This window comes from Streptomyces sp. CNS606 (genome assembly GCF_000426325.1).
In genome coordinates, this window is sequence record NZ_KE384521.1 from 718,520 (window position 1) to 739,473 (window position 20,954).

Here is a 20,954-nt window from a genome sequence, read left to right on the forward strand (position 1 = left end):
CACGTGGTGGAGCAGCTGACGCAGCACGATCCGCGACGGATCGGGCCGTTCGAGGTGCTCGGCCGTCTCGGCTCAGGGGGGATGGGGCTGGTGTATCTCGCCCGCTCCGCCTCCGGCCGCCGGGTGGCGATCAAGACGGTGCGCACGGAGCTCGCCGAGGACCAGCTCTTCCGGGTGCGGTTCACCCGTGAGGTGGAGGCGGCCCGTGCCGTCAGCGGCTTCTACACCGCGGCGGTCGTGGACGCCGACCCGCGCGCCGCCGTGCCGTGGCTGGCCACGGCCTTCGTGCCCGCGCCCTCGCTCGAGGAGATCGTCAACGAGTGCGGCCCGCTGCCCGCTCAGGCCGTGCGCTGGCTGGCCGCGGGCATCGCCGAGGCGCTGCAGTCCATCCACGGCGCCGGGCTGGTCCACCGCGACCTGAAGCCCTCCAATGTGCTGGTGGTCGAGGACGGCCCGAGGGTGATCGACTTCGGTATCGCCTCCGGGGTGTCCAACACGCGGCTGACGATGACCAACGTCGCCGTCGGCACCCCGGCGTACATGTCACCCGAACAGGCCCGCGACTCTCGCAGCGTCACCGGCGCCAGCGACATCTTCTCCCTCGCCTCCACCCTGGTCTTCGCCGCCACCGGGCACGCCCCCTTCCACGGCGCGAACCCGGTGGAGACCGTCTTCATGCTGCTGCGTGAGGGCCCCGACCTGGAAGGCATGCCGGACGAACTGCGTCCGCTGATCGACGCCTGCATGCGGATGGCGGCCGAGGAGCGGCCCAGCCCCGCCGACCTCCAGGCCCAGCTCGCGCCGCACCTCTTCTCCTCGGGCAGCGACGACAGCGGTACCGCCTCGGCCTGGCTGCCCGCCGGCGCCGTCGCCCTCATCGAACGCAAGCGGGGCGCCCGGGCCGCCCGGGTCGCCGCGCAGGCCCTCGGCGGCGGCCCCGGCAGGCCCGGCGGACCCGGCGGTGGGCACGGAGCGGGCGGGCACGGCCCGAACGGGGTGCACGGCCCCGGTGCCGCACCGGCCGGCGGTCCCGACCTGGCCGCCATGCCGCCGATGCCCTCGCACGCGGCGCCCGGCGCCTACCCGCAGGCCGAGGGCGGATACCGGCCGCACGCCGGCGCCTACGGCACCGGGGCGGTGCCCGCGGGCCCCGGCGGGCCCTCCGCGGCCGGCCCCGACGCCGCGTACGCGGCGTCCGTCGCCTCGCCCCCCGTCGTCGCCTCGCCACCCGGCGAAGGCTCACCCGTACGGCTCCCCGGGGCCCAGGTCCCCATCGGCCCCGGTCCTCGGCGCGACGACCAGCCGCAGGTCGCGGACTCCGGCATGCCCGGCACCGGCTGGGTGCGCCCGCCCGGCGGGACGGCCTCGGCCGCGGCCGGACCGGGGGCCCCGCCCCCGCCGCCGCAGGCGCCGCCCGTTCCGCAGGGTTCGCCGGACGGTGCCGCCCCCGGCCAGCCGGGCTGGCGTCCCTGGCGCTTCCGCATGTCCAACGACCTGTGGGGCTCTCCCGCGGTCGCCGACGACCTGCTGTACGTCACCTCCTTCGAGGTGCACGCCCTGGACGTCGCCACCGGGCGCCGCCAGTTCAAGACCCGCGAGGTCGCCTGGTCCATGGCGGTCTCCGCCGGTCGCGTGCACGCCTCGGACGGCCCCAGCCTCTACGCGCTCGACGCCCGGGACGGCTCCGAGCGGTGGCGGCTGGCGACCGACGGCTGGGTGTACTCCCTGTCCGTCGACCGCGGCACGGTGGTGACCGGCACCCGTGGCGGCGGCGTGCAGGCATGGGAGGCCGCCACCGGCGAGAAGCTCTGGGACCTCACCGGCGCCCAGGCCGACTTCGAGACACGCGAGGCCGGGCCCCTCGTACACGGCGGCACCGTCTTCACCTCGGGCGACGGCCGGCTCTACGCACTGGACGCGCGCAGCGGCGGGGAACGCTGGTCGTACCCGGTCGGCGACGCCTCGGCGACCGGGGGCGTGCCGGTGCGGCTCACCCCGGCCGAGGACGGCACGGTCTACGTCTGCGCCGGTTCCCGCGTCTTCGCGCTCGACGCCGCGTCGGGGCGGGAGCGGTGGCGGTTCGACGCGCCGGCGGCGTTCCTCTGCCCGCCCGCGTTCGTGCCCGGACCCGCCGTCACCGGCGGGGGCGTCTACCTCGTCGACTACCTCGGCACGGTGTACGCGATCGACGCCGCGAACGGGCACGACCGCTGGCGCATCGCCACCGAGGCCCGGCACTCCACGGAACCGGTGGTGGTCGCCGACGGCCTGGTCCACCTCGGCAGCGGGGGCGCGCTCTACACGCTCGACGCGGTCAGCGGCACGCCCCGCTGGCGGTTCGCCGCCGGGGGCGACGTCGTCGGGGCGCCGGTCGTCGCGGCGGGACGCGTGCACTTCGGCTCGGCGGACTGCTGCATCTACACGCTGGACGCGGTCGGCGGCCAACTGCGGTGGAAGCTCGCCACCCAGGGGGAGATCACCGGCTCGCCGGTGGTCGTCGGCGGCGTGGTGTACGCGTGCAGCAAGGACCGCTGTGTGTACGCGCTCGACGCGGCGAAGGGCACCGGGCAGTCCCGGCCACCGGCCTGACCGGCCCGGTCCTTCGCCACGACCCGAACCGGCCCGGACGACGTGCCGGGGGTCACGCCGCGAGCGCCGCCCGGAAGAGGGTGCGCAGCTCGTCGTCGTCGACCCGCTCGGCGTCCTGCGGCCGCAGCCGGATCGTGCCCTTGCCCGTCACCAGGTCGGGGTGCCGCGCCGTGAAGCCGCCGTCGCGGCCCTCCTGCCACCCGTACACGGACAGGCCGTGCTTCCAGGCGCCCAGGTAGAGCCGCCTGCGCCCGACCTTGTAGGACGGGATCCGGTACGAGAGCGTCACCGCCGCGTCGGGGTGTTCGTCGAGGAGCAGCCGGTGCAGCCGGTCGAACAGCGGCCGGTGCTCGGGCGGGACGGCGCGGATGTAGTCGCGCACGGCGGCCGCTGCGGCGGCCGCGTCGGCGTTCCCGGACACGGTGTCGTCTCCCTTCGGGACTGGCGGCCGGCTCCCGGTCAGGCCGCGTCGCGGTGGTCGCCGCTGCCGCGCGGGCCGTGGTGACCGCGGTGCCCGGCGTTCTGCAGCCGGTGCAGCAGCCGCTGCGGGAACGGTTCCTTGCCGTGCTCCTTGCCCTGCTCCCCGCGTGCGCGCTCCGCCTCCGGAGCGGTGCCCTTGCGGGCCTCCTCCGGACGCATCGCGTCCGGCCCCTTCTCCGCGCGCAGGTCGCCGCTGCGCGTCGGGCCGCCCGCGCCCGCCCCGGCCAGCGGCCGGGACTCGGAGCGGGGCGGGGCCGGCTCCGCCGGGGCGGGTCCGGGGCCGGCGGCCGCGCTGGGGCCGGGGGAGCGGGTGCCGGTACCCGTACCGCTCCAGTCCGCCCGTTCGTCGCGGGGGAAGGTACCCATCCCCCCGCCCTCGCTCCGCGCGGGTGCCCCGGCGACGGGCTGTTCCGTCGTCGGCCGTTCGGTCGCCGGCTCCTCGGTGCCGGGTTCCGTGCGCGCCGAGGGCGCGGCGGCCGTACCGGCGGTGTGCGGCATCGGGCGGGTGCGCTCCTGCGGACCCTCCGTGGCCCCGCCGGATTCCTCGGACCGGCGCGCCGCGTCGGACCACGCCGCGCCGCCTGCCATCGTCCGGCCGTCCTGCCGAGCGGTGTCGACCTCGCCCCGTACCTCCGAGGGGTGCTCCGGCGCGGTCTCGTCCCCGCTGATGTCGGCCTCCTCCTGCTGCGCGGCGGCCATCCCGCCCGTCCCGCCGGGAGCGGGACCGGAGGTGCCCCGGGCGTCGAGCGCGTCGGCCCGTGCGGGCATGCCGGGTGCGGTCGCCGTAGGGGCCGCTTCCTCCGCACGGGGGGCGGTGGCTTCCCGTGCGGTCTCGGGGCTGTCGCGTCGGGCGGCGGCCGTGCCTGCGGCTCCGGCGGCGGCTCCCGCTGCGGCGGTGCCCGCCGTGCCCGGGGTGGTGCCCCTGGTGGTGGCGCCGGTGGGTTCGGGGCCGGGCTCCGGCGTGCGGGTTTCGGCGGCCGGCTGTGTCGCGGCCGTGGTGCGGTCGTCGCCCGGTGCCGCTGCTGCGTCCGGCGTTCCGGCGCCCGCGTCTGCCTGGGCGGGGGCGGGTGCCGTGTGTGTCGCGGGCGCCTCCCGTTCGGCTTCGGGGGTGTCGCGTCGGGCGGCGGCCATGCCTGCGGCTCCCGCTGCGGCCCCGGCGGCGGCTCCCGCTGTGGCGGTGCCCGCCGTGCCTGTGGTGCTGCCTGTGCTGGTGGCGCCGGTGGGCTCCGGCGTGCGGGTTTCGGCGGCCGGCTGTGTCGCGGCGGTGTCGCCGGCCCCGGCGGGTGCGGCGCGCCGGCCCTCGTCGTGGGCCGTCGACGCGGCGAGGCCGGCCGTGCCGGCGCCCGCGGCCCCGGCGGCCGCCGGGCTGCGGCGGCGCAGGCGGGTGTCCGGGGCGCCGCGGTGGCGGCCCCGGCCGCCCGCACCGCGCCGTCCGGCCATGAACAGCGCGCCGAACAGCAGGATCAGGGCGCTGGCGAACGCGAGGGCCAGGCCCCAGTCGAGGCCGCCCGAGCCGCCGACCGTGAGACTGCCCTGCGCCACGCCCTGGCGGATCATCCACAGGATCGCGAATCCGAGGACGACCAGCCCGGCGAGCGCCACCAGCAGGCGGGAGCGCAGGAGCACGCCGATGACCGTGAGCAGGGCCGCCACGGCCATCGGCAGGAAGAGCCCGGCGAACAACGCGGGCGACGCTTCGGTGAGGCCGCCCGGGGTGAAGAGGTCGCGGAGGGCGAAGTCCTGCCCTTCGCGACCGCCGTACCAGGGGAGGAAGACGCTCCATACGGCCACGGCCGCTCCCACGAGGGCGATCAGTGAACCGATCGCATTCCTGATCATCGCGCCGCCTCGCTTCCCGTGCGGGTGCTGCGGGTGCGCCGCGCGCGTGCACACGCGCGCTCACGCGGGGTCCGCATTCGACGCTACGCCGGGCGGTACCCCCTCGCCACCGCAGGCGGCGAGGGGAGACGCGGAGGGACGGCGGGGGTGCGGGAGGCCCGCGTCAGGCGGTGGGGAAGCCCAGGTCGATGCCGCCGTGCGACCCCTCGTGCCAGCGGGAGGTGACGACCTTGCCGCGGGTGTAGAAGTGCACCCCCTCCGTGCCGTGCACGTGGCTGTCGCCGAAGAGGGAGTCCTTCCAGCCGCCGAAGGAGTAGTAGGCCATTGGGACGGGGATCGGCACGTTGATGCCGACCATGCCGACCTCCACCTCGTTCTGGAAGCGCCGGGCCGCCCGCCCGTCGCCGGTGAAGACGGCCGTGCCGTTGCCGTAGGGGTTGGCGTTGATCAGCTCGACGGCCTCGTCGAAGGAGTCGACGCGCAGCACCGACAGCACCGGCCCGAAGATCTCCTCGGTGTAGACGCTCATGTCCGGGGTGACGCGGTCGAAGAGCGTGGGCCCCAGCCAGAAGCCGTCCGGCTCGCCCTCCACGTTCAGTCGCCGCCCGTCGGTGACGAGTTCGGCGCCCGCCGTGACGCCGTCCTCGATGTGTCCGGCGACCTTGTCCCGGTGGGCGCGGGTGATGAGCGGGCCCATCTGGGAGTCGGGAGTGGTGCCGGGGCCGACGTTCAGGCCGGCGATGCGGTCGCGGATGCGGGCCACCAGGTCGTCGGCGACGGGCTCGGCGGCGACCACCGCGGAGATCGCCATGCACCGCTCCCCGGCGGAGCCGAAGCCCGCGTTGACCGCGGCGTCGGCGGCGGCGTCCAGATCGGCGTCCGGCAGCACCACCATGTGGTTCTTGGCGCCGCCCAGCGCCTGCACCCGCTTGCCGTGCTCGGCGGCCGTGCGGTGCACGTACTTCGCGATGGGCGTGGAGCCGACGAAGCTGACCGCGGCCACGTCGGGGTGGGTGAGCAGCCCGTCCACCGCCGGCTTGTCGCCGTGCAGCACGTTGAACACGCCGTCCGGCAGCCCGGCCTGCTCCCACAGCTCGGCGAGCACGTTCGCCGCCGAGGGGTCCTTCTCGCTGGGCTTGAGTACGAAGGTGTTGCCGCACGCGATGGCCAGCGGGAACATCCACATCGGCACCATGGCCGGGAAGTTGAACGGCGTGATGCCCGCGACGACGCCGAGCGGCTGGCGCAGCGAGTAGCTGTCCACCGCGCTGGACACGTTCTCCGAGTAGCTGCCCTTGAGCAGGTGCGGGATGCCGCAGGCGAACTCGACGACCTCCAGGCCGCGCTGCACCTCCCCGGCCGCGTCGGAGGCGACCTTGCCGTGCTCGGACGTGATCATCGCCGCGATTTCCTTGCGGTGCGAGTCGACCAGGTCGCGGAACGCGAAGAGCACGGAGGTCCGCTGCGACAGCGGGGCGTGCCGCCAGGTCCGGAAGGCTTCCTTGGCGGCGCCGACGGCCGCGTCGACCTCCGCGCGGCCGGCGAAGTCCACCCGCGCGGACAGCCGCCCGGTGGCCGGGTCGTACACCTCGCCCTGCCGGTCGGCGGGGCCGCCCTGCCAGGGCCTGCCGCCGATCCAGTGCGTGACGGTCCTGCTCATACGACAGCCTCCGGTGGCTCGGTGCGGTTCGGTTCGGTCGCGCTGCGGTCGGTGTTCCGCCGTTCACAGCCTGCGTGCCCGCTTCCGCCGGCGGCAACGAGCAGACTGTCGGCACCTTCCGGAATTCTGCGACAGTGTGTAAAAGGGCCGGGCTCGACGCGCCGCACCGGACGCGCCGCGCCCGACGCAGCGGGCCGTCCCCGGCGGGGCGGAGGCGCCGCGTGCGTCCGGGAGAGGAGGTGAGGGCATGCCCACGTCCGTCGCCGACGTGCTGGCGCTGCCCGCGGTCGCCGAGGGCGCGCCGCAGGTGCTGGCCGGGCACGACCTGCTGGACCGGCCCGTGCGCTGGGTGCACGTCAGCGAGGTGCCGGAGATCGCCGGGCTGCTCCAGGGCGGCGAACTGCTGCTCACCACCGGTGTGGCGCTGCCGGACGCGACCGAACGGCTCGGTGCCTACGTCGACGAACTGGCCGCCGCAGGGGTGAGCGGGCTGGTGCTGGAGCTGGGCCGGCGCTTCGCGGAGGCTCCGCGGCCGCTGGTGCACGCCGCCGCACGGGCCGGGCTGCCGTTGGTGGTGCTGCGCCGCGAGGTGCGGTACGTGCAGGTGACGCAGGCCGCGCAGGAGCTGATCGCCGGGGAGCAGTTCGCCCGGCTCGCGTTGTCCGAACGCATCCACAACCTGTTCACCACGCTCAGCGTGGAGGGCGCCGCCACCGCCGACGTGCTGCGGCACACCGCGGAGCTGACCGGCATGTCGGTGGTGCTGGAGAACCTCTCGCACCAGGTGCTCGCGCATCACACGACCGGCCGGGAGCGGGCCGCGCTGCTGCGGGACTGGGAACGCCGCTCCCGCGAGGCGGTGGCCGGGGGGCGTTCCGGTACGGCCGGTCCCGAGGGCTGGCTGGTCACCCCGGTCGGTGCCCGCGGCGAGGTGTGGGGGCGGCTGATCCTGGCCGGTGAGCGCCCCCGCGCCGACGATCACCTGCTGCTCGTCCTGGAGCGTGCGGCGACGGCGCTGGCCATGAACCGGCTCGCCGAACGCGACCGGGAGAGCCTGGAGTCGCACGCGCACCGCACGCTGCTGGCGGACCTGCTGCACGGCGAACTCCCCCCGGCCGAGGACGTCCACGCGCAGACCGCCGCGCTGGGGGTGCCGACGGCCCGGCGTGAACTGCTCGCCGTCGTGGTGCGGTTGGAGGCCGGTGCGGGGAGCCTGCGGGCGGGGGAGACGCCGTCGGTGCGGGAACAGGCGCAGGACCGGGAGGACGCGGAGGCCGTCACCAGCGCCGTCCGCGACGCCGGGGTGCGGGCCCTGGTCGCGCCGCTGAGCCGGGCCCGCGTCGGGCTGCTGCTCACCCTCGGGCGGGGTGACGACCCGCACGTCGTGCTCTCCCGTCTCGCGGAGGCGGTGCACGACCGGCTGGCGCGCTGCGCCCGTCCGCGCCGGGGCCGGCTGGGCGTCAGCACGCCGATGGAGGACGTGACCGAGGTGCGGCGGGCGTTCGCGGAGGCGGAGCAGGTCGCGGACGCGGCCGCGGGCTCCTCGCCCGGCAGGGCGTACCACCGGCTGCCGGACGTGCGGGTGCGCGGCCTGCTGTACCTGCTGCGCGCGGACCCGCGCGTACAGGGCTTCGTGGAACGGGAGCTGGCGCCGCTGCTGGCGTACGACGACGCGCACGGGACCGATCTGCTCGGTGTGCTGCGCGCGTATCTCGAGAAAGGCCGGAACAAGTCGGCGGCCGCGGACGCGCTGCACCTGAGCCGGCCGACGTTCTACGGCCGGCTCGCCACGGTCGAGCGGGTGCTCGAAGTCCCCCTTGACGCACCGGAGTCGGCGTTGAGCCTGCACGTCGCGGTGCTGGCGCTGGACGCCGTGCGGGGCCGCGAAGGGGCGTGACGCGACGGGGCGCACGGGCCACACGTGGCGGACCGTGGCGACGACGGGGTGGTGACCCGAACGGCCGGTGCCGGACGGGGGGCCGCAGAACCCCGCCCGGCACCCCCGGCCGCCCGCCGGTGTCAGGGCGAGTGGCGGTTGTCCTGCGGCTCGTTCGCGGTGGGGCTGCTGCTCGTGGGTGCGGAGACCTGCTGGCCGGAGGGCGGTGCCGGGGTGTGACGCTGGGCGAGCGCCGGGCCGGTCGCGGCGGCGACCAGGCCGAGGGCGAGGGCGCCCACAGCGAGCAGTTTTCCGGTGCGTATCACGACAACTCCTCTGTACGGGACGGGACTTCCGACTTCCCCGGTCCCGACGGTAGGTGCTCGAGAGGGCTACCGGACCGGGACCGGCGGACCGGCGCGTGCCGGAGGGCGGGAATCGGCCCTTCCGCACACGTCGGACCCGGCACCGGCGAGGCCCCCTCTTCGCCGCCGGTGCCGGGCGCCGTGCGTCCCCCGTGGTCGGTGGGCTCAGTCGGCCGGTTCGGCCGGGGTGTGACGGTTCTTCTGCGGACGTGTCCCCGGCTTCCCGGGCTTCGCCGCGGTGGTGGCCGCCGGCTGCTCCGGGTCGGCCGGCGTCCGCGGCGCGTCGGCGTCCGGACGCAGTTCCACCGGGGAGATGGGTGTGTGCCGGTTCATGGTGGTGAGTTCGGTCTCCTCGACCGGCTCCGTGGTCGCGGTGTCGTTGGTGGCCATCTGTCCCCTCCTCGGGCTGGCGTTCCGTGCTGCACCCCGCCCGGCGGCTCCCCCGTCGGCCGCCGGGCGGGTGCAGCGGAGCGCTCACCCTATGCGGGGGCGAGCGCTTCCCCCCTCGGGCCGCCTGTCCCCCGTCGCGGCGCCCCGACGGGTAAGACGATGCCGGGCGGCGATAAACGAATGATGAACGTCCGCTTGTCGGCTTCCTTGCGCTGGTCACGCGGGGGAAGGAGGGCGGGCCGGGGCGCCGGACGGCGACTCCGCCCGCTCCGGGGGCGCGTGGGAGGTGCGTGGAACCGCTCAGACGGCGACGGCGGTCTCCAACAGGGCCCGCACTTCGGCCGCCTCGTCGGACCCCGACTCCTCGTAGGTGCCCAGCGCCTCCTCCCAGCAGGCCTGCGCGCGCCGGTTGTGCCCTATGGCGTCGAGACAGCGGCCGAGCACCGTCAGGGCGTCCGCGTGCCGCCAGGAGCCGCCGGTGTGGCGGACGATGGCGAGGGCCTGCTCGGCACGCTCCGCTCCGGCGGCGTGCTCGCCGTCGGCGAGGTGCAGTTCGGCGAGCCGGAAGTGCGCCATGCCCTCCCACAGCCGCTGGCGGCTCTGCCGGAAGACCTCCAGCGAACCGTCCAGGCTGGTCTTCGCGTCGTCGTACCGGCCGGCGGCGGTGAGGGCCATGCCGAGTGCGTAGAGGCCGTTGCCCAGCCGGGTGGTGACGGCGAGGCTGCTGTAGATGTCGACCGCCTGCCGGCTGAGCTCCACGGCGCTCTCGGTCCGGCCCAGACCCAGCCTGGCCCGCGCCAGGTTGCACAGCGCGCTGGCCACGGACGGCTCGTTGCGGTCGGCGCGGAAGCAGTCCAGCGCCTGGCTGAGGAACTCCTCGGCGTCCGCGAACCGGTTCTGGCAGTTGGCGACGATGCCGCGGTCGTTGAGCGCGTACGCCTCGGCGATCGGGTCCTGTGCCGCCAGTCCGAGAACTCCGGCTACCCGGGCCTCGTCGTCCGCCTCGTCGAACCGTCCCACGGTCAGGTACAGGCCGGTCAGCACCGAACGGGCCCGCGCCTCCGTCCGCCCGGCACCCGCCCGGCAGGCGGCCTCCCGCAGGGCGAGGGCGGTCTCCTCGTAGGCGCGGATGTTCATCCCCGCCTCGCTGAGCGCCGTGGTGACCATCAGCAGGTCGACGGCCCGCTCCAGCGTCGCGCCGGAGGCGAGCTGCCGTGCGCAGGCCAGGTAGCAGGCCGACTCGGCGAACAGCCAGTCCACCGCGGCGGACTGGTCCGGGAAGCGGAGCCCGTCGCGGTCCGTGGGCGCCAGGTGGTCGACGAGCCGTTCGCCGGGCTGGTCGAGGGCGTACACCCCGGCCGCGGTGGCCAGGTAGAAGTCCAGGAGCCGGCTCAGCGCCGCGTCCCGTTCGGCGGGGGGTTGTTCGTCCCGCTCGGCGCACTGGCGGGCGTACAGGCGCAGCAGGTCGTGGAAGCGGTAGCGGCCAGGTGCGGCCGACTCCAGCAGAGAGGTGTCGACCAGCGACTCCAGCAGGTCCTCCGCCTCCGCCGGTTCACGGTCCAGCAGTGCGGCGGCGGCGTGCAGTGCGATGTCCGGGCCGTCGGCCAGGCCGAGCAGGCGGAACGCGCGGGCCTGGTCCTTGTCGAGCTGGCTGTAGCCGAGTTCGAAGGTCGCCTTCACCGCCTGGTCGCCTGCCTGGAGTTCGTCCAGCCGGCGCCGTTCGTCGGCGAGCTTCGACGCGAGCACGTCGACCGTCCAGGTGCGGCGTGCGGCGAGCCGTGCGGCGGCGATGCGGAGGGCCAGCGGCAGGAAGCCGCAGGCCGCCACCACGTCCATGGCGGCCTGCCGTTCGGCGTTCACGCGTTCCGCGCCGACGATGCGGGTGAAGAGGGTCATCGCCTCCTCGGGGCTCATCACGTCGAGGTCGACCAGGTGGGCGCCGGCCAGGTCCACCATGCGGGTGCGGCTGGTCACGAGTGCCGCGCAGCCCTCCGCGCCCGGCAGCAGCGGGCGGACCTGCGCGGCGTCCCGGGCGTTGTCCAGCAGCGTCAGCACGCGCCGCCCGGCGAGCCGTGAACGGAACAGCGCCGCACGTTCCTCGACCCCGTCGGGAATGGCCGGATCCGGTGTGCCCAGGGCCCGCAGGAACGCACCGAGCACGGCCTCCGGGTCCGCCGCCGACGGGCCGGCGCCCTGGAGGTCGACGTAGAGCTGTCCGTCGGGGAAGTGCTCCCGTGCCGCGTGGGCGACGTGCACCGCGAGCGTCGTCTTGCCCACGCCGCCGATGCCGGCGACGGCCGACACGGCCATCACCGTGCCCTCGGCCGTGGCCAGTTCGTCGCCCAGCTCGGCGACCAGGCCGGTCCGGCCGGTGAAGTCGGGGACGGTGGCCGGGAGTTGTGCGGGGCGGGCGATCTCCGGTTCCTCGCCGGAGGCGGCCGCGGGGGCGTCGCCGGGGAGCCGCAGGCCGTCGTCGGCCTCCAGAATGCGCCGCTGGAGTTCGGACAGTTCCGGGCGCGGGTCCACACCGAGTTCGTCCGCCAGCAGGCGGCGGGTGTCGGCGTACACCGCGAGGGCCTCGGCCTGCCGGCCGCTGCGGTAGAGCGCGAGCATCAGCAGTTCGCGCAGCCGCTCCCGCAGCGGGTGTGCCGCGGTGAGCGCGGTCAGTTCGGAGACCGCGTCGGCGTGGCAGCCGACCTGGAGGTCCAGGTCCAGGCCGTGTTCGGCCAGCGTCAGCCGCCACTCCTCCAGCCGGGCCCGCTGCGTCTGGGCGTACGGGCCGGGCACGTGGGCCAGGGACTCACCGGTCCACTGCTGCAGCGCCGCGTCGTACAGCTGCCGGGCGCGCGCGGGGTCGCCGGCGGCCTCCGCCTTCTCCGCCTGCTCCGCGAACTCGGCGGCGACGTCGAGGTCGACGCGCACGTCCGCGTCGCCTACCCGCAGCGCGTACCCGCCCGATTCGCTCACCAGGTGCTCCGCGTCCGGCCCGAGGGCCTTCCGCAGCCGGGACGCGTAGGTGCGCACGGCGGCCTTCGCCTGGTCGGGCGGGTCCTCGCCCCACAGGCCGTCGATGAGGCGCTCGGCGGTGGCCGTACGCCCCGCGTGCAGCAACAGGGCGGCCAGTAGCGCCTTCTGCTGGGGCGAGCCGGTCGGCAGCTGCGCCTCGCCCCGCCAGGCGAGCACCGGACCGAGCACGGTGAAGCGCAGTCTGTCGCGCTGCCCGGGTTCCCGTGTGCTGTGGCCTTCGGCACTCATGCTGCCCCCTGCCGTCCCTCGCCCTCGGCTGGCTTCCCAACCGGCCAGTGTGCCTTGTTCCATGCCTTCCCGTCAGCTCAGTACCAGCCGCGTGCTCTCGCGCCGTGACCGCCGGGCCCGGCGAGCACGGTGGTCACGACGCGGCGCGCTTGCGGGCCTCGATCAGGAAGCGGGTGGTGGTGGCGACGAACGGACCGTCCGCCTCGATGCGTTCGTGCAGCGCGCGCAGTTCCTCCCGGTACCGCTCGACGGTGAAGCCGGGCACGATCCAGATCACCTTGCGCAGGAACCACACCACCGCACCCACGTCGTGGAAGGCGGTGTGCAGCGACTCCGACCGCAGGTCGGTGACGGTCAGGCCGGCGGCCTCCGCCGCGGTGCGTGCGTCGTCCGGATGCCGCCTGCTCCGCGTCCCGGCGGGCTGCGGTCCCAGGAAGTGCTCGGTCACCTCGAACACGCTCGCCGGACCGACCTGCTGGGAGAAGTACGTGCCGCCGGGCCGCAGCACGCGGGCGATCTCCTCCCACCAGGTGGTCACCGGGTGCCGGCTGACGACCAGGTCGAACGCCTCGTCGGCGAAGGGCAGGGGCGGCTCGTCCGTGTCGGCGACCACGGTCACTCCGCGCGGATGCAGCAGGCGTGTGGCCTTCGCGACGTTCGGCGGCCAGGACTCGGTCGCCACCGTCGGCACGGGCAGCCGGGTCACGCCGGCGAGCACCTCGCCACCGCCGGTCTGGACGTCCAGCGCGGCGGAGGCGCGGGCCATCCGGTCGCCCATCATGCGCTGGTAGCCCCAGGAGGGGCGCTGCTCGGTCGCCCGGCCGTCGAGCCAGGAGAAGTCCCAGCCCGCGACGGGTGCGGCTGCGGCCTCGGCCACCAGGTCGTCGAAGGTGCGCGTCATGCCCCGAGGGTTCCAGCCGCGCTCGCGGCGGGCCAGCGGCTTTCGGTCGAACGGTGGGGCGCAACGCCCGTTCAGGCCGTGAAGTCGCCACGGGGATGTACACGTTTACAGTCCGTTGCAGCCGTCGCCATAACGGTACGAAAGCCTCACGGTGGAACACTTCTTCGCCCTGCCGGGTCCTGGAAGGAAGAGAGTCCGTTCAAGGCATTGCAACGGTTTTTCAGCCGCCCTATGTTCGAGTCCACTCGCAGGGGGCCGACCCTGCGGGACGAGACTGTTCGGAGGCGTGATGGCCGCGACCATCATCGACGTCGCCCGCCGTGCGGGACTGTCGACGGCGACGGTGTCACGGGCGCTGCGCGGGCTGCCGAACGTCTCCGAGAGCGCCCGGGCCCGCGTCCAGCAGGCGGCGGAAGAGCTCTCGTACACCGTCTCGCCCATCGCGTCCCAGCTCAGCTCCGGACGCACCGGCGCGGTCGGCGTCGTCCTGCCCTTCGTCAACCGCTGGTTCTTCGGCCAGGTGGTGTCCGGCATCGACTCGGTGCTGCGCGCCAACGACATGGACCTGCTGCTCTACAACCTGGGCGACACCCGGGTGCACGAGCGGTTCTTCGAGAGGATGCCGGTGCGCCGGCGGGTCGATGCGCTGATCGTGCTGACCCTGCCGCTGTCCGAGGACGAGACCCGCGCGCTCTCCTCGCTGGCGGTGCCGGTCGCCGTGCTGGGCGAGCCCACCCCGCCGTTCTGGAACGTGCGCATCGACAACTCGGCGGCGGCGGCGACGGCCGTACGGCACCTGGTCAACCTCGGGCACCGGCGCATCGGGCTGATCACCGGTGCCGCGCACGACCCGCGGCGGTTCGCCACACCGATACTGCGCCGCGACGCCTACCGCACGGCGCTGGAGGCGGCGGGCATCCGGTACGACCCCAGGCTCGAGGCGATGGGGCACTTCGGCATCGAGGAGGGCGCCGCGGCCATGGCGCAGCTGCTCACCCTGCCCGAGCCCCCGACCGCGGTCTTCGCCGAATCCGACGAGATGGCGTTCGGCGCGCTGCGCACGCTGCGCCGGATGCGGCTGCGCTGCCCGGAGGACGTCTCCGTCATCGGCTTCGACGACCACGAGACCGCCCACCTGATGGACCTGACGACCATCGCCCAACCGGTGGTGGAGCAGGGTGCCTTACTCGCCCGCCTGGTGCTCAAGGCGCTCGCGGGCTCGCACGAGGAGCCGTCGGACACGGTGCTCCCGACCCGGCTCGTCGTCCGCGGCACCACCGGAGTCGCCCGGCGCGACGCGGCTCCCGGCGTCCCGCCGTCACCCGGCGCCGCCACCGACAACGGAACCGGCATCCGCGGAGCCCGTTCCCCCGTCCCCTGACCCGGGCGGGCACCGGCCCGCCCGCCGCCTGCACGACCCACATCCCCCATCGCACCACCCCGGCGCTCCGCACCCCCGGCCGGAGCCGTCGCGATCCGCTGCGCCCGCAGCGCGGACATATCACAGAAAGGCGTGACACCATGCTGCCCTCTCAGCGCCCACGCAGGACCGTACGGAAGGCCGCGGCCGCCACGTGCGCCGCAGTCACCGCGCTCACCATGGCGGGCTGCGGTTCCGGCGAGAGCGACGACGCGTCCTCCTCGTCCGGTGAGTACACCGGACGCGGCCCCATCACCTACGTCGCCGGCAAGGACACCAGCGGCTACGTGCAGGACATGCTCGACGTCTGGAACAAGAAGCACCCGGACGAGAAGGTCACCTTCGTCGAGCTGCCCACGGACGCCGACGCGCAGCGGCAGCAGATGATCCAGAACGCCGAGACCGAGTCCGACGCCTACTCCGTGCTCTCCGTGGACGTGGTGTGGAACGCCGAGTTCGCGGCGAACCGCTGGATCGACGAACTGCCGGCCGACGACTTCCCGACCGACAAGATGCTCGACCCGGTCGTGGAGACCGGCAAGTACCGCGACAAGCTGTACTCCATGCCCATGGCGTCCGACGGCGGCCTGCTCTACTACCGCACGGACCTGCTGGAGAAGGCCGGCATCGAGGAGCCGCCGAGCACCTGGGCGCAGATGAAGAAGGACTGCGCGGAGATCAAGAAGCTGCCCGAGGCCAAGGGCATGGACTGCTACGCGGGCCAGTTCGAGAAGTACGAGGGCCTCACCGTCAACTTCTCCGAGGCCGTCAACTCCGCGGGCGGCGAGATCGTCACCGACGCCGGCAAGCCCAAGGTCGACAGCCCGGAGGCGGCGAAGGGCCTCGACTTCCTCGTGGAGTCCTTCAAGGAGGGCACCGTCCCGAAGAAGGCCATCACCTTCCAGGAGGAGGACGGCCGCCGGGCGTTCCAGGGCGGTGACCTGATCTTCCACCGCAACTGGCCGTACATCCACAACCTCGCCTCCGCCGACGACGGCTCCAGCAAGGTGGCCGGCAAGTTCGACGTGGCCCCGCTACCCGGCCTCGACGGCCCCGGCACCTCCAGCCTCGGCGGCCACAACCTGGCGCTGTCCTCGCACGCCAAGAACAAGGCGACGGCCGTCGACTTCATCAAGTACTTCACCAGCCACTCCAGCGCCAAGAAGCGCCTGGACATCGCCTCCATCGCCCCGCCGTACGCCGACCTGTACGACGACAAGGCGATGATCGAGCAGTCCCCGTACCTGCCGGAGCTGAAGGAATCCATCCTCAACGCCGAACCGCGCCCGCGCGTCGTGAACTACGGCGAGGCCACCCTCGCCATGCAGGAGCAGGCGTACGCCGCCCTCGCCGGCAAGAAGAGCACCGGCGAGGCCCTGGCGGCCCTCCAGAAGCAGCTCGGCAAGCTCACCAGCGCCCGCTGACCCGGCACGTCACGTGACCGCGGCAGGGCCGCTGACGCCACGGAGGAACACCATGCTCGACACCACGACGCGAGGGCCGGACGACGACAGCGTCCGCCCCCCGCGCACCACCACGCCGAAGAAGGGCCCCGGCAGGCGCACCAAGCGCGCCACCGCCGGGGCGGGGCGACTGGCCACGCTGCTCATCTCCCCGACCCTGCTCGTGCTCGGCGTCGTCATCCTCTATCCGACGATCATGGCGATCCACACCTCCCTCTTCGGGGAGAAGGGGATCGACCCGGAGACCGGGTTCGTCAACGAGACGGAGCCGTTCGTCGGACTGGACAACTACGCCGCGATCCTGGGCAGCCGGGCGGACGAGTTCTGGAACGCCTTCTGGAACACCAGCTACTTCACCGTCACCACGGTGGCGCTGGAGACCGTCATCGGCGTCGGCATGGCGTTGATCATGCATCAGGCCCTGAAGGGACGCGCGCTCATCCGGGCGAGCATCCTCATCCCCTGGGCCATCCCCACGGCCGTCAGCGCCCTGCTGTGGCGCTGGGTCTTCAACACCGACGGCGTCGCCAACGCGATGCTGCCCGGGACCACGCTGTGGACGGCGGACGGCGTGCAGGCGCAGTTCGCCGTCATCATCGCCGAGGTGTGGAAGACCGCACCGTTCGTCGGACTGCTCACCCTGGCCGGCCTCCAGCTCATCCCCCGGGAGGTCTACGAGGCGGCCCGGGTGGACGGCGCCGGCGCGGTGGGCCGCTTCTGGCACATCACGCTGCCGCTGGTGAAGCCCGCCCTGCTGGTCGCGGTGCTGTTCCGCACCCTGGACGCGCTGCGGATGTTCGACCTCCCGTACATCCTGATCGGCGCACAGAAGGACTCCGTCGAGACCCTCTCCATGCTCGCGCAGGCGGAGGCGTCGAACGTCAACTTCGGTCCCGCGTCGGCGTACGCGGTGCTCCTCTTCGTGTACGTCTTCCTCATCGCGCTGGCCTTCATCCGGCTGCTCGGCGCGGACCTGGTCGGCGGTGAGGACGGCGCCGGGGGCGGCGGCGGGCGCCGCCGTGGACTGCTGAAGTCACTCGCGGGACGCGGCCGCACCGGCGCGCCGTCCCGCCGGAAGGAGGCGGTGGGCGCATGAGCACCGCAGCGAACCCCGCGGCCGGTCACCGGCCCACCGGCCCGTCCGACCCCGCGGCGGCCGGCTCCCGGCGGTCCGGTCGGCCGTCCGCCCCCCGCTCGGCCGGCCCGCCGCCGTCCGGGCCGAAGGGACAGCTCGCCCGCAAGGTGCTGCTGACCCTGGGCGTCGGCGCCGTCATCGTGTACTGCCTGGCGCCGTTCTACTGGATGGTCGTCTCCAGTCTGCGGCGCACCTCCGACATCTTCGAGATGTCGGCGCTGCCGTCGCCGCTGTCCTTCGAGAACTACGGCGCGGTGTTCGGCCCGGACCAGGGCTTCGCCCGCGCGCTGGTGAACAGCCTCGTCGTCGCGGGCACCACCACGGTGTGCGCGCTGGTCCTGGCGATCTTCACCGCCTACGCGGTGGCCAGGCTGAGGTTCCGCTTCAAGAAGACGATCCTCAGCACCATCATCGCGATGTCGATGTTCCCGGTCGTCTCCATCGTCGTGCCGCTGCTGCGGCTGTTCACCGACATCGGCTGGATCAACACCTACCAGGCGATGATCCTGCCCAGCATGTCGTTCGCGCTGCCCCTCGCCGTGTGGAACCTGACCGTCTTCTTCCGGCAGCTCCCCGACGACCTGGAGCAGGCCGCGATGATCGACGGCTGCACCCGCGGGCAGGCGTTCCGCAAGATCATGCTGCCGCTCGCCGCGCCGGGCGTCTTCACCACGGCGATCATCACCTTCATCGCGGCGTGGAACGAGTTCCTGATCGCGCTGTCGATGACGAACAAGGCGGAGCTGCAGACCGCCACCGTGGCCATCTCCAAGTTCACCGGGGCGACGGAGTTCGAGACGCCGTTCGGCAGCCAGATGGCGGCCGGCGTGCTCGTGACCATCCCGCTGGTGATCATGGTGGTGATCTTCCAGCGCCGCATCGTCGCCGGTCTCACCGCCGGCGCGGAGAAGTGACCCCCCCCCCACCCCACCCCTGCCCGCCCCGACCCGTCCGAGCCCGAGACGTCCCACCGCGACACCTCTGTCCGCCACGACACCCCGCCCCCCACGACCCCCTGTACGACACGCTGTCGAAACGGAGTATTCGTGCACAGCACCACCCCACCGGAGACCACCGACACGCCGTGGTGGCGCACGGCCGTCATCTACCAGGTCTACATCCGCAGCTTCGCCGACGGGAACGGCGACGGCATCGGTGACCTCGCCGGTCTCCGCGCGCGCCTGCCCTACCTGCGCGACCTGGGCGTCGACGCCCTGTGGATCAACCCGTGGTACCCCTCGCCGATGGCCGACGGCGGCTACGACGTCGCCGACTACCGCGGCATCGACCCGTCGTTCGGCACCCTCGCCGAGGCCGAGGAGATGATCGCCGAGGCCCACGCACTCGGCCTGCGCATCATCCTCGACATCGTCCCCAACCACACCTCCGACGAGCACCCCTGGTTCGTCGAGGCGCGGGCCGCCGCACCCGGGTCCGCCGCGCGCGAGCGGTACCTCCTGCGCGACGGCAGGGGACCGGACGGCTCGCAGCCGCCCAACGACTGGCGCAGCGTCTTCGGCGGCCGGGCCTGGACCCGCCTCACCGAGCCCGACGGCACACCGGGCCAGTGGTACCTGCACCTCTTCGACCCCAAGCAGCCCGACCTCAACTGGGACAACCCCGAGGTGCGCGCCGAGTTCGAGGACATCCTGCGCTTCTGGTTCGACCGGGGCGTCGACGGCTTCCGCATCGACGTCGCGCACGGCCTCGCCAAGCACCCGGACCTGCCGGACATCGGCATCGACGACGACGCCGTCTTCGCCCCGATGGACCGGTACGAGGGCCACCCCTTCTGGGACCTGGACCCCGTGCACGACATCTACCGCGCCTGGCGGGAGATCGCCGACTCCTACGACGGCGACCGTGCGTTCGTCGCCGAGGCGCACGCACGCCACGACCGGCTGCCGCTCTACCTGCGCCCCGACGAGTTGCACACCGCCTTCAACTTCGACTACCTGAAGGCTCCGTGGGACCCGGAGGTGCTGCGGACGATCATCGACCGCAGCATCGCCTCGCACGCGACGGTGGGGGCGCCGGCGACCTGGGTGCTGTCCAACCACGACGTGGTCCGGCACGTCACCCGGTACGGACGGGAGGAGACCGCCGAGCTGCCCAACGTGCCCGGCGACGCGCCCCCCACGGACCTGGAGCTCGGCACCCGCCGCGCCCGCGCGGCAGCCCTGCTGATGCTCGCGCTGCCCGGCGGCGCGTACGTCTACCAGGGGGAGGAGCTGGGGCTCTGGGAGGTCGAGGACATCCCCGGCGAACTGCTCCAGGACCCCACGTGGGAGCGGTCCGGCCACACCGTGCGCGGCCGTGACGGCTGCCGGGTGCCGCTGCCGTGGTCGGGTGTCTCGCCGCCCTTCGGCAACGGTGGCGAGGACGCCGTGCCGTGGCTGCCGCAGCCCGCCGAGTGGAAGTCGTACACGGCCGCGGCGGAGACCGGGGAACCGGCCTCGATGCTGGAGCTCTACCGCGAGGCGCTGCGGCTGCGCCGCGCCGAGCCCGGCTTCGCCGGCAGTGGCCTGACCTGGCTCGACGCACCCGACGGCGTCCTGCACCTGGAACGCGGCGACGGGCTGCGGTGCGTGGTCAACCTGACCGCCGAGGGCTGTGTCCTGCCGACCGGTGCGCGCCTGCTGCTGACCTCCAGGCCGCTGGACGGTGCGCGCGTCCCGCGCGACACCGCCGCCTGGTACCGGGCCGCGGACTGACCACTCGCGGCTTTCCCCCGTACGGCCTCGGCCACCCCTCCGGCCGGGGCCGTACGGGTCCCCCGCCGGGCAGCCGGGCAGCCGGGCCGCCGGGCCGCCGGGCAGTAAGACACCCGCACCCGGGCGCCCTCGCGCGCGTCAGGGCGCGGTCGCGTACAGCGCCTCGACCTTCTCCCGCACCCCCGCGCCCGGCTCGTCGAGCACGCAACGCCCGCCGAGTTCGACGAGCCCGTCCCCGGCCCGCCGGGTCCGGATGACGGCGCCGTGGCGGCCGTGGACGACTTCGAGATCGCGGTCCAGCTTCAGCGTGAGCAGCATCGACGCGCTGCCGCAGGCCTCGTCCTCGCCCTTGCCGATGCGCGGCGCCCACAGACGCGCGCGCACCCGGCCGGCGGGCTCGTCGAGCCAGGCCCAGACCTGGGTGAAGTCCTCACCTGCGGGGAGCCCCGTCAGCGCCTCGATCTGGCGGGCGCTCCCCATCTCGTAGTGGCGCCAGGGCTTCGACCACGCGGCCGGTGCGGTGAGCCACACCGTCCCGGCGTCGTCCCGCCGGCAGGCCACCGTGCCGGCCGTGGGGCTCAACCGCTGCACCGGCCTGCCGAGCCGGTGCAGCACCTCGGTGGTCGCCAGCAGCGGATGGCCGCCGAACCGGATGGGCGTGCCGTACGAGCCGTGGATGCGCACCGTGCCCTGCTGGTCGGTGACGAACACGACCGCAGGGATGCCGAGTGCGTCGGCCAGCGCCTGCCGCTCCGTCTCGCTCGCCCGCCGGTGCTCCGGCTCGACGACCACCAGTGCGGGATTCCCGTGTGCGCCGTCGGCGTCGACGAACGCGCGGGCGAGCTGACATGCGACCATGCGCCTCAC

At 74.1% G+C, this 20,954-nt stretch carries 15 protein-coding genes; 7 read left to right on the forward strand and 8 right to left on the reverse strand.

What is annotated here, in order from left to right:
• Window positions 1-3: 3 nt before the first annotated feature.
• Window positions 4-2,589: a protein serine/threonine kinase AfsK gene (gene afsK, locus K304_RS0124005; protein WP_027765790.1), complete on the forward strand. Its 2,586-nt coding sequence runs from the start codon at window positions 4-6 to the stop codon at window positions 2,587-2,589.
• A gap of 52 nt (window positions 2,590-2,641) precedes the next feature.
• Here the strand turns inward: afsK and K304_RS0124010 are convergent, their stop codons facing one another.
• From K304_RS0124010 to K304_RS0124020, 3 genes are all read right to left on the reverse strand, one after another.
• Complete coding sequence (locus tag K304_RS0124010) at window positions 2,642-3,010, reverse strand: DUF1801 domain-containing protein (RefSeq protein ID WP_051308765.1); 369 nt, start codon at window positions 3,008-3,010, stop codon at window positions 2,642-2,644.
• A gap of 38 nt (window positions 3,011-3,048) precedes the next feature.
• The gene (locus tag K304_RS31880) at window positions 3,049-4,860 is read right to left on the reverse strand and encodes a hypothetical protein (protein ID WP_158687415.1); all 1,812 of its coding nucleotides are present in this window, start codon (window positions 4,858-4,860) and stop codon (window positions 3,049-3,051) included.
• Window positions 4,861-5,071: 211 nt separating this feature from the next.
• Window positions 5,072-6,568 (reverse strand): CoA-acylating methylmalonate-semialdehyde dehydrogenase, encoded by a 1,497-nt coding sequence (locus K304_RS0124020; protein ID WP_027765792.1) that lies wholly within the window; start codon window positions 6,566-6,568, stop codon window positions 5,072-5,074.
• Window positions 6,569-6,815: 247 nt separating this feature from the next.
• On the opposite strand from K304_RS0124020, the gene K304_RS0124025 reads away from it, so the two are divergent.
• A complete protein-coding gene (locus K304_RS0124025) occupies window positions 6,816-8,465 on the forward strand; it encodes a PucR family transcriptional regulator (protein ID WP_027765793.1) in 1,650 nt (549 codons plus the stop codon).
• Between the two features lie 122 nt (window positions 8,466-8,587).
• Here K304_RS0124025 and K304_RS33520 read toward each other — a convergent pair whose 3' ends face one another.
• The 4 genes from K304_RS33520 to K304_RS0124045 all read right to left on the reverse strand — a co-directional run bounded on the left by K304_RS33520 (window position 8,588) and on the right by K304_RS0124045 (window position 13,355).
• Complete coding sequence (locus K304_RS33520) at window positions 8,588-8,770, reverse strand: hypothetical protein (RefSeq protein ID WP_158687416.1); 183 nt, start codon at window positions 8,768-8,770, stop codon at window positions 8,588-8,590.
• Window positions 8,771-8,974: 204 nt separating this feature from the next.
• Window positions 8,975-9,199, reverse strand: coding sequence for a hypothetical protein (locus tag K304_RS0124035; RefSeq protein WP_027765794.1), 225 nt, complete (start codon window positions 9,197-9,199; stop codon window positions 8,975-8,977).
• A 300-nt stretch (window positions 9,200-9,499) separates the two neighbouring features.
• A complete protein-coding gene (gene afsR / locus K304_RS31005; protein ID WP_037791547.1) occupies window positions 9,500-12,454 on the reverse strand; it encodes an SARP-family global regulator AfsR in 2,955 nt (984 codons plus the stop codon).
• A 133-nt stretch (window positions 12,455-12,587) separates the two neighbouring features.
• Window positions 12,588-13,355: a class I SAM-dependent methyltransferase gene (locus K304_RS0124045; protein WP_027765795.1), complete on the reverse strand. Its 768-nt coding sequence runs from the start codon at window positions 13,353-13,355 to the stop codon at window positions 12,588-12,590.
• 289 nt (window positions 13,356-13,644) lie between these two features.
• On the opposite strand from K304_RS0124045, the gene K304_RS31010 reads away from it, so the two are divergent.
• The 5 genes from K304_RS31010 (at window position 13,645) to K304_RS0124070 (ending at window position 20,087) form a co-directional block, all read left to right on the forward strand.
• Window positions 13,645-14,736 carry a LacI family DNA-binding transcriptional regulator gene (locus K304_RS31010; RefSeq protein WP_078529616.1) on the forward strand — a complete coding sequence of 364 codons (1,092 nt, stop codon included), beginning with the start codon at window positions 13,645-13,647 and terminating at the stop codon, window positions 14,734-14,736.
• Between the two features lie 140 nt (window positions 14,737-14,876).
• Window positions 14,877-16,199 carry an ABC transporter substrate-binding protein gene (locus tag K304_RS0124055; protein WP_027765796.1) on the forward strand — a complete coding sequence of 441 codons (1,323 nt, stop codon included), beginning with the start codon at window positions 14,877-14,879 and terminating at the stop codon, window positions 16,197-16,199.
• 52 nt (window positions 16,200-16,251) lie between these two features.
• Window positions 16,252-17,334: a carbohydrate ABC transporter permease gene (locus tag K304_RS31015; RefSeq protein ID WP_078529618.1), complete on the forward strand. Its 1,083-nt coding sequence runs from the start codon at window positions 16,252-16,254 to the stop codon at window positions 17,332-17,334.
• Complete coding sequence (locus tag K304_RS0124065; RefSeq protein WP_078529620.1) at window positions 17,331-18,287, forward strand: ABC transporter permease subunit; 957 nt, start codon at window positions 17,331-17,333, stop codon at window positions 18,285-18,287. The genes K304_RS31015 and K304_RS0124065 overlap by 4 nt, the downstream gene beginning before the upstream one ends.
• Before the next feature lie 132 nt (window positions 18,288-18,419).
• The gene (locus K304_RS0124070; protein ID WP_027765798.1) at window positions 18,420-20,087 is read left to right on the forward strand and encodes a glycoside hydrolase family 13 protein; all 1,668 of its coding nucleotides are present in this window, start codon (window positions 18,420-18,422) and stop codon (window positions 20,085-20,087) included.
• 138 nt (window positions 20,088-20,225) lie between these two features.
• Here the strand turns inward: K304_RS0124070 and K304_RS31020 are convergent, their stop codons facing one another.
• Window positions 20,226-20,945: a PhzF family phenazine biosynthesis protein gene (locus tag K304_RS31020; protein WP_051308767.1), complete on the reverse strand. Its 720-nt coding sequence runs from the start codon at window positions 20,943-20,945 to the stop codon at window positions 20,226-20,228.
• Between the last annotated feature and the right edge of the window lie 9 nt (window positions 20,946-20,954).

Bases quoted from the DNA above. Each gene is read 5' to 3' on its own strand.
- K304_RS31020 (WP_051308767.1), bottom strand. From the start codon at position 20,945: ATGGTCGCATGTCAGCTCGCCCGCGCGTTCGTCGACGCCGACGGCGCA.
- K304_RS31015 (WP_078529618.1), top strand. From the start codon at position 16,252: ATGCTCGACACCACGACGCGAGGGCCGGACGACGACAGCGTCCGCCCC.
- K304_RS0124045 (WP_027765795.1), bottom strand. From the start codon at position 13,355: ATGACGCGCACCTTCGACGACCTGGTGGCCGAGGCCGCAGCCGCACCC.
- K304_RS31010 (WP_078529616.1), top strand. From the start codon at position 13,645: ATGGCCGCGACCATCATCGACGTCGCCCGCCGTGCGGGACTGTCGACG.
- K304_RS0124055 (WP_027765796.1), top strand. From the start codon at position 14,877: ATGCTGCCCTCTCAGCGCCCACGCAGGACCGTACGGAAGGCCGCGGCC.
- K304_RS0124035 (WP_027765794.1), bottom strand. From the start codon at position 9,199: ATGGCCACCAACGACACCGCGACCACGGAGCCGGTCGAGGAGACCGAA.
- K304_RS0124065 (WP_078529620.1), top strand. From the start codon at position 17,331: ATGAGCACCGCAGCGAACCCCGCGGCCGGTCACCGGCCCACCGGCCCG.
- K304_RS0124020 (WP_027765792.1), bottom strand. From the start codon at position 6,568: ATGAGCAGGACCGTCACGCACTGGATCGGCGGCAGGCCCTGGCAGGGC.
- afsR (WP_037791547.1), bottom strand. From the start codon at position 12,454: ATGAGTGCCGAAGGCCACAGCACACGGGAACCCGGGCAGCGCGACAGA.
- K304_RS0124025 (WP_027765793.1), top strand. From the start codon at position 6,816: ATGCCCACGTCCGTCGCCGACGTGCTGGCGCTGCCCGCGGTCGCCGAG.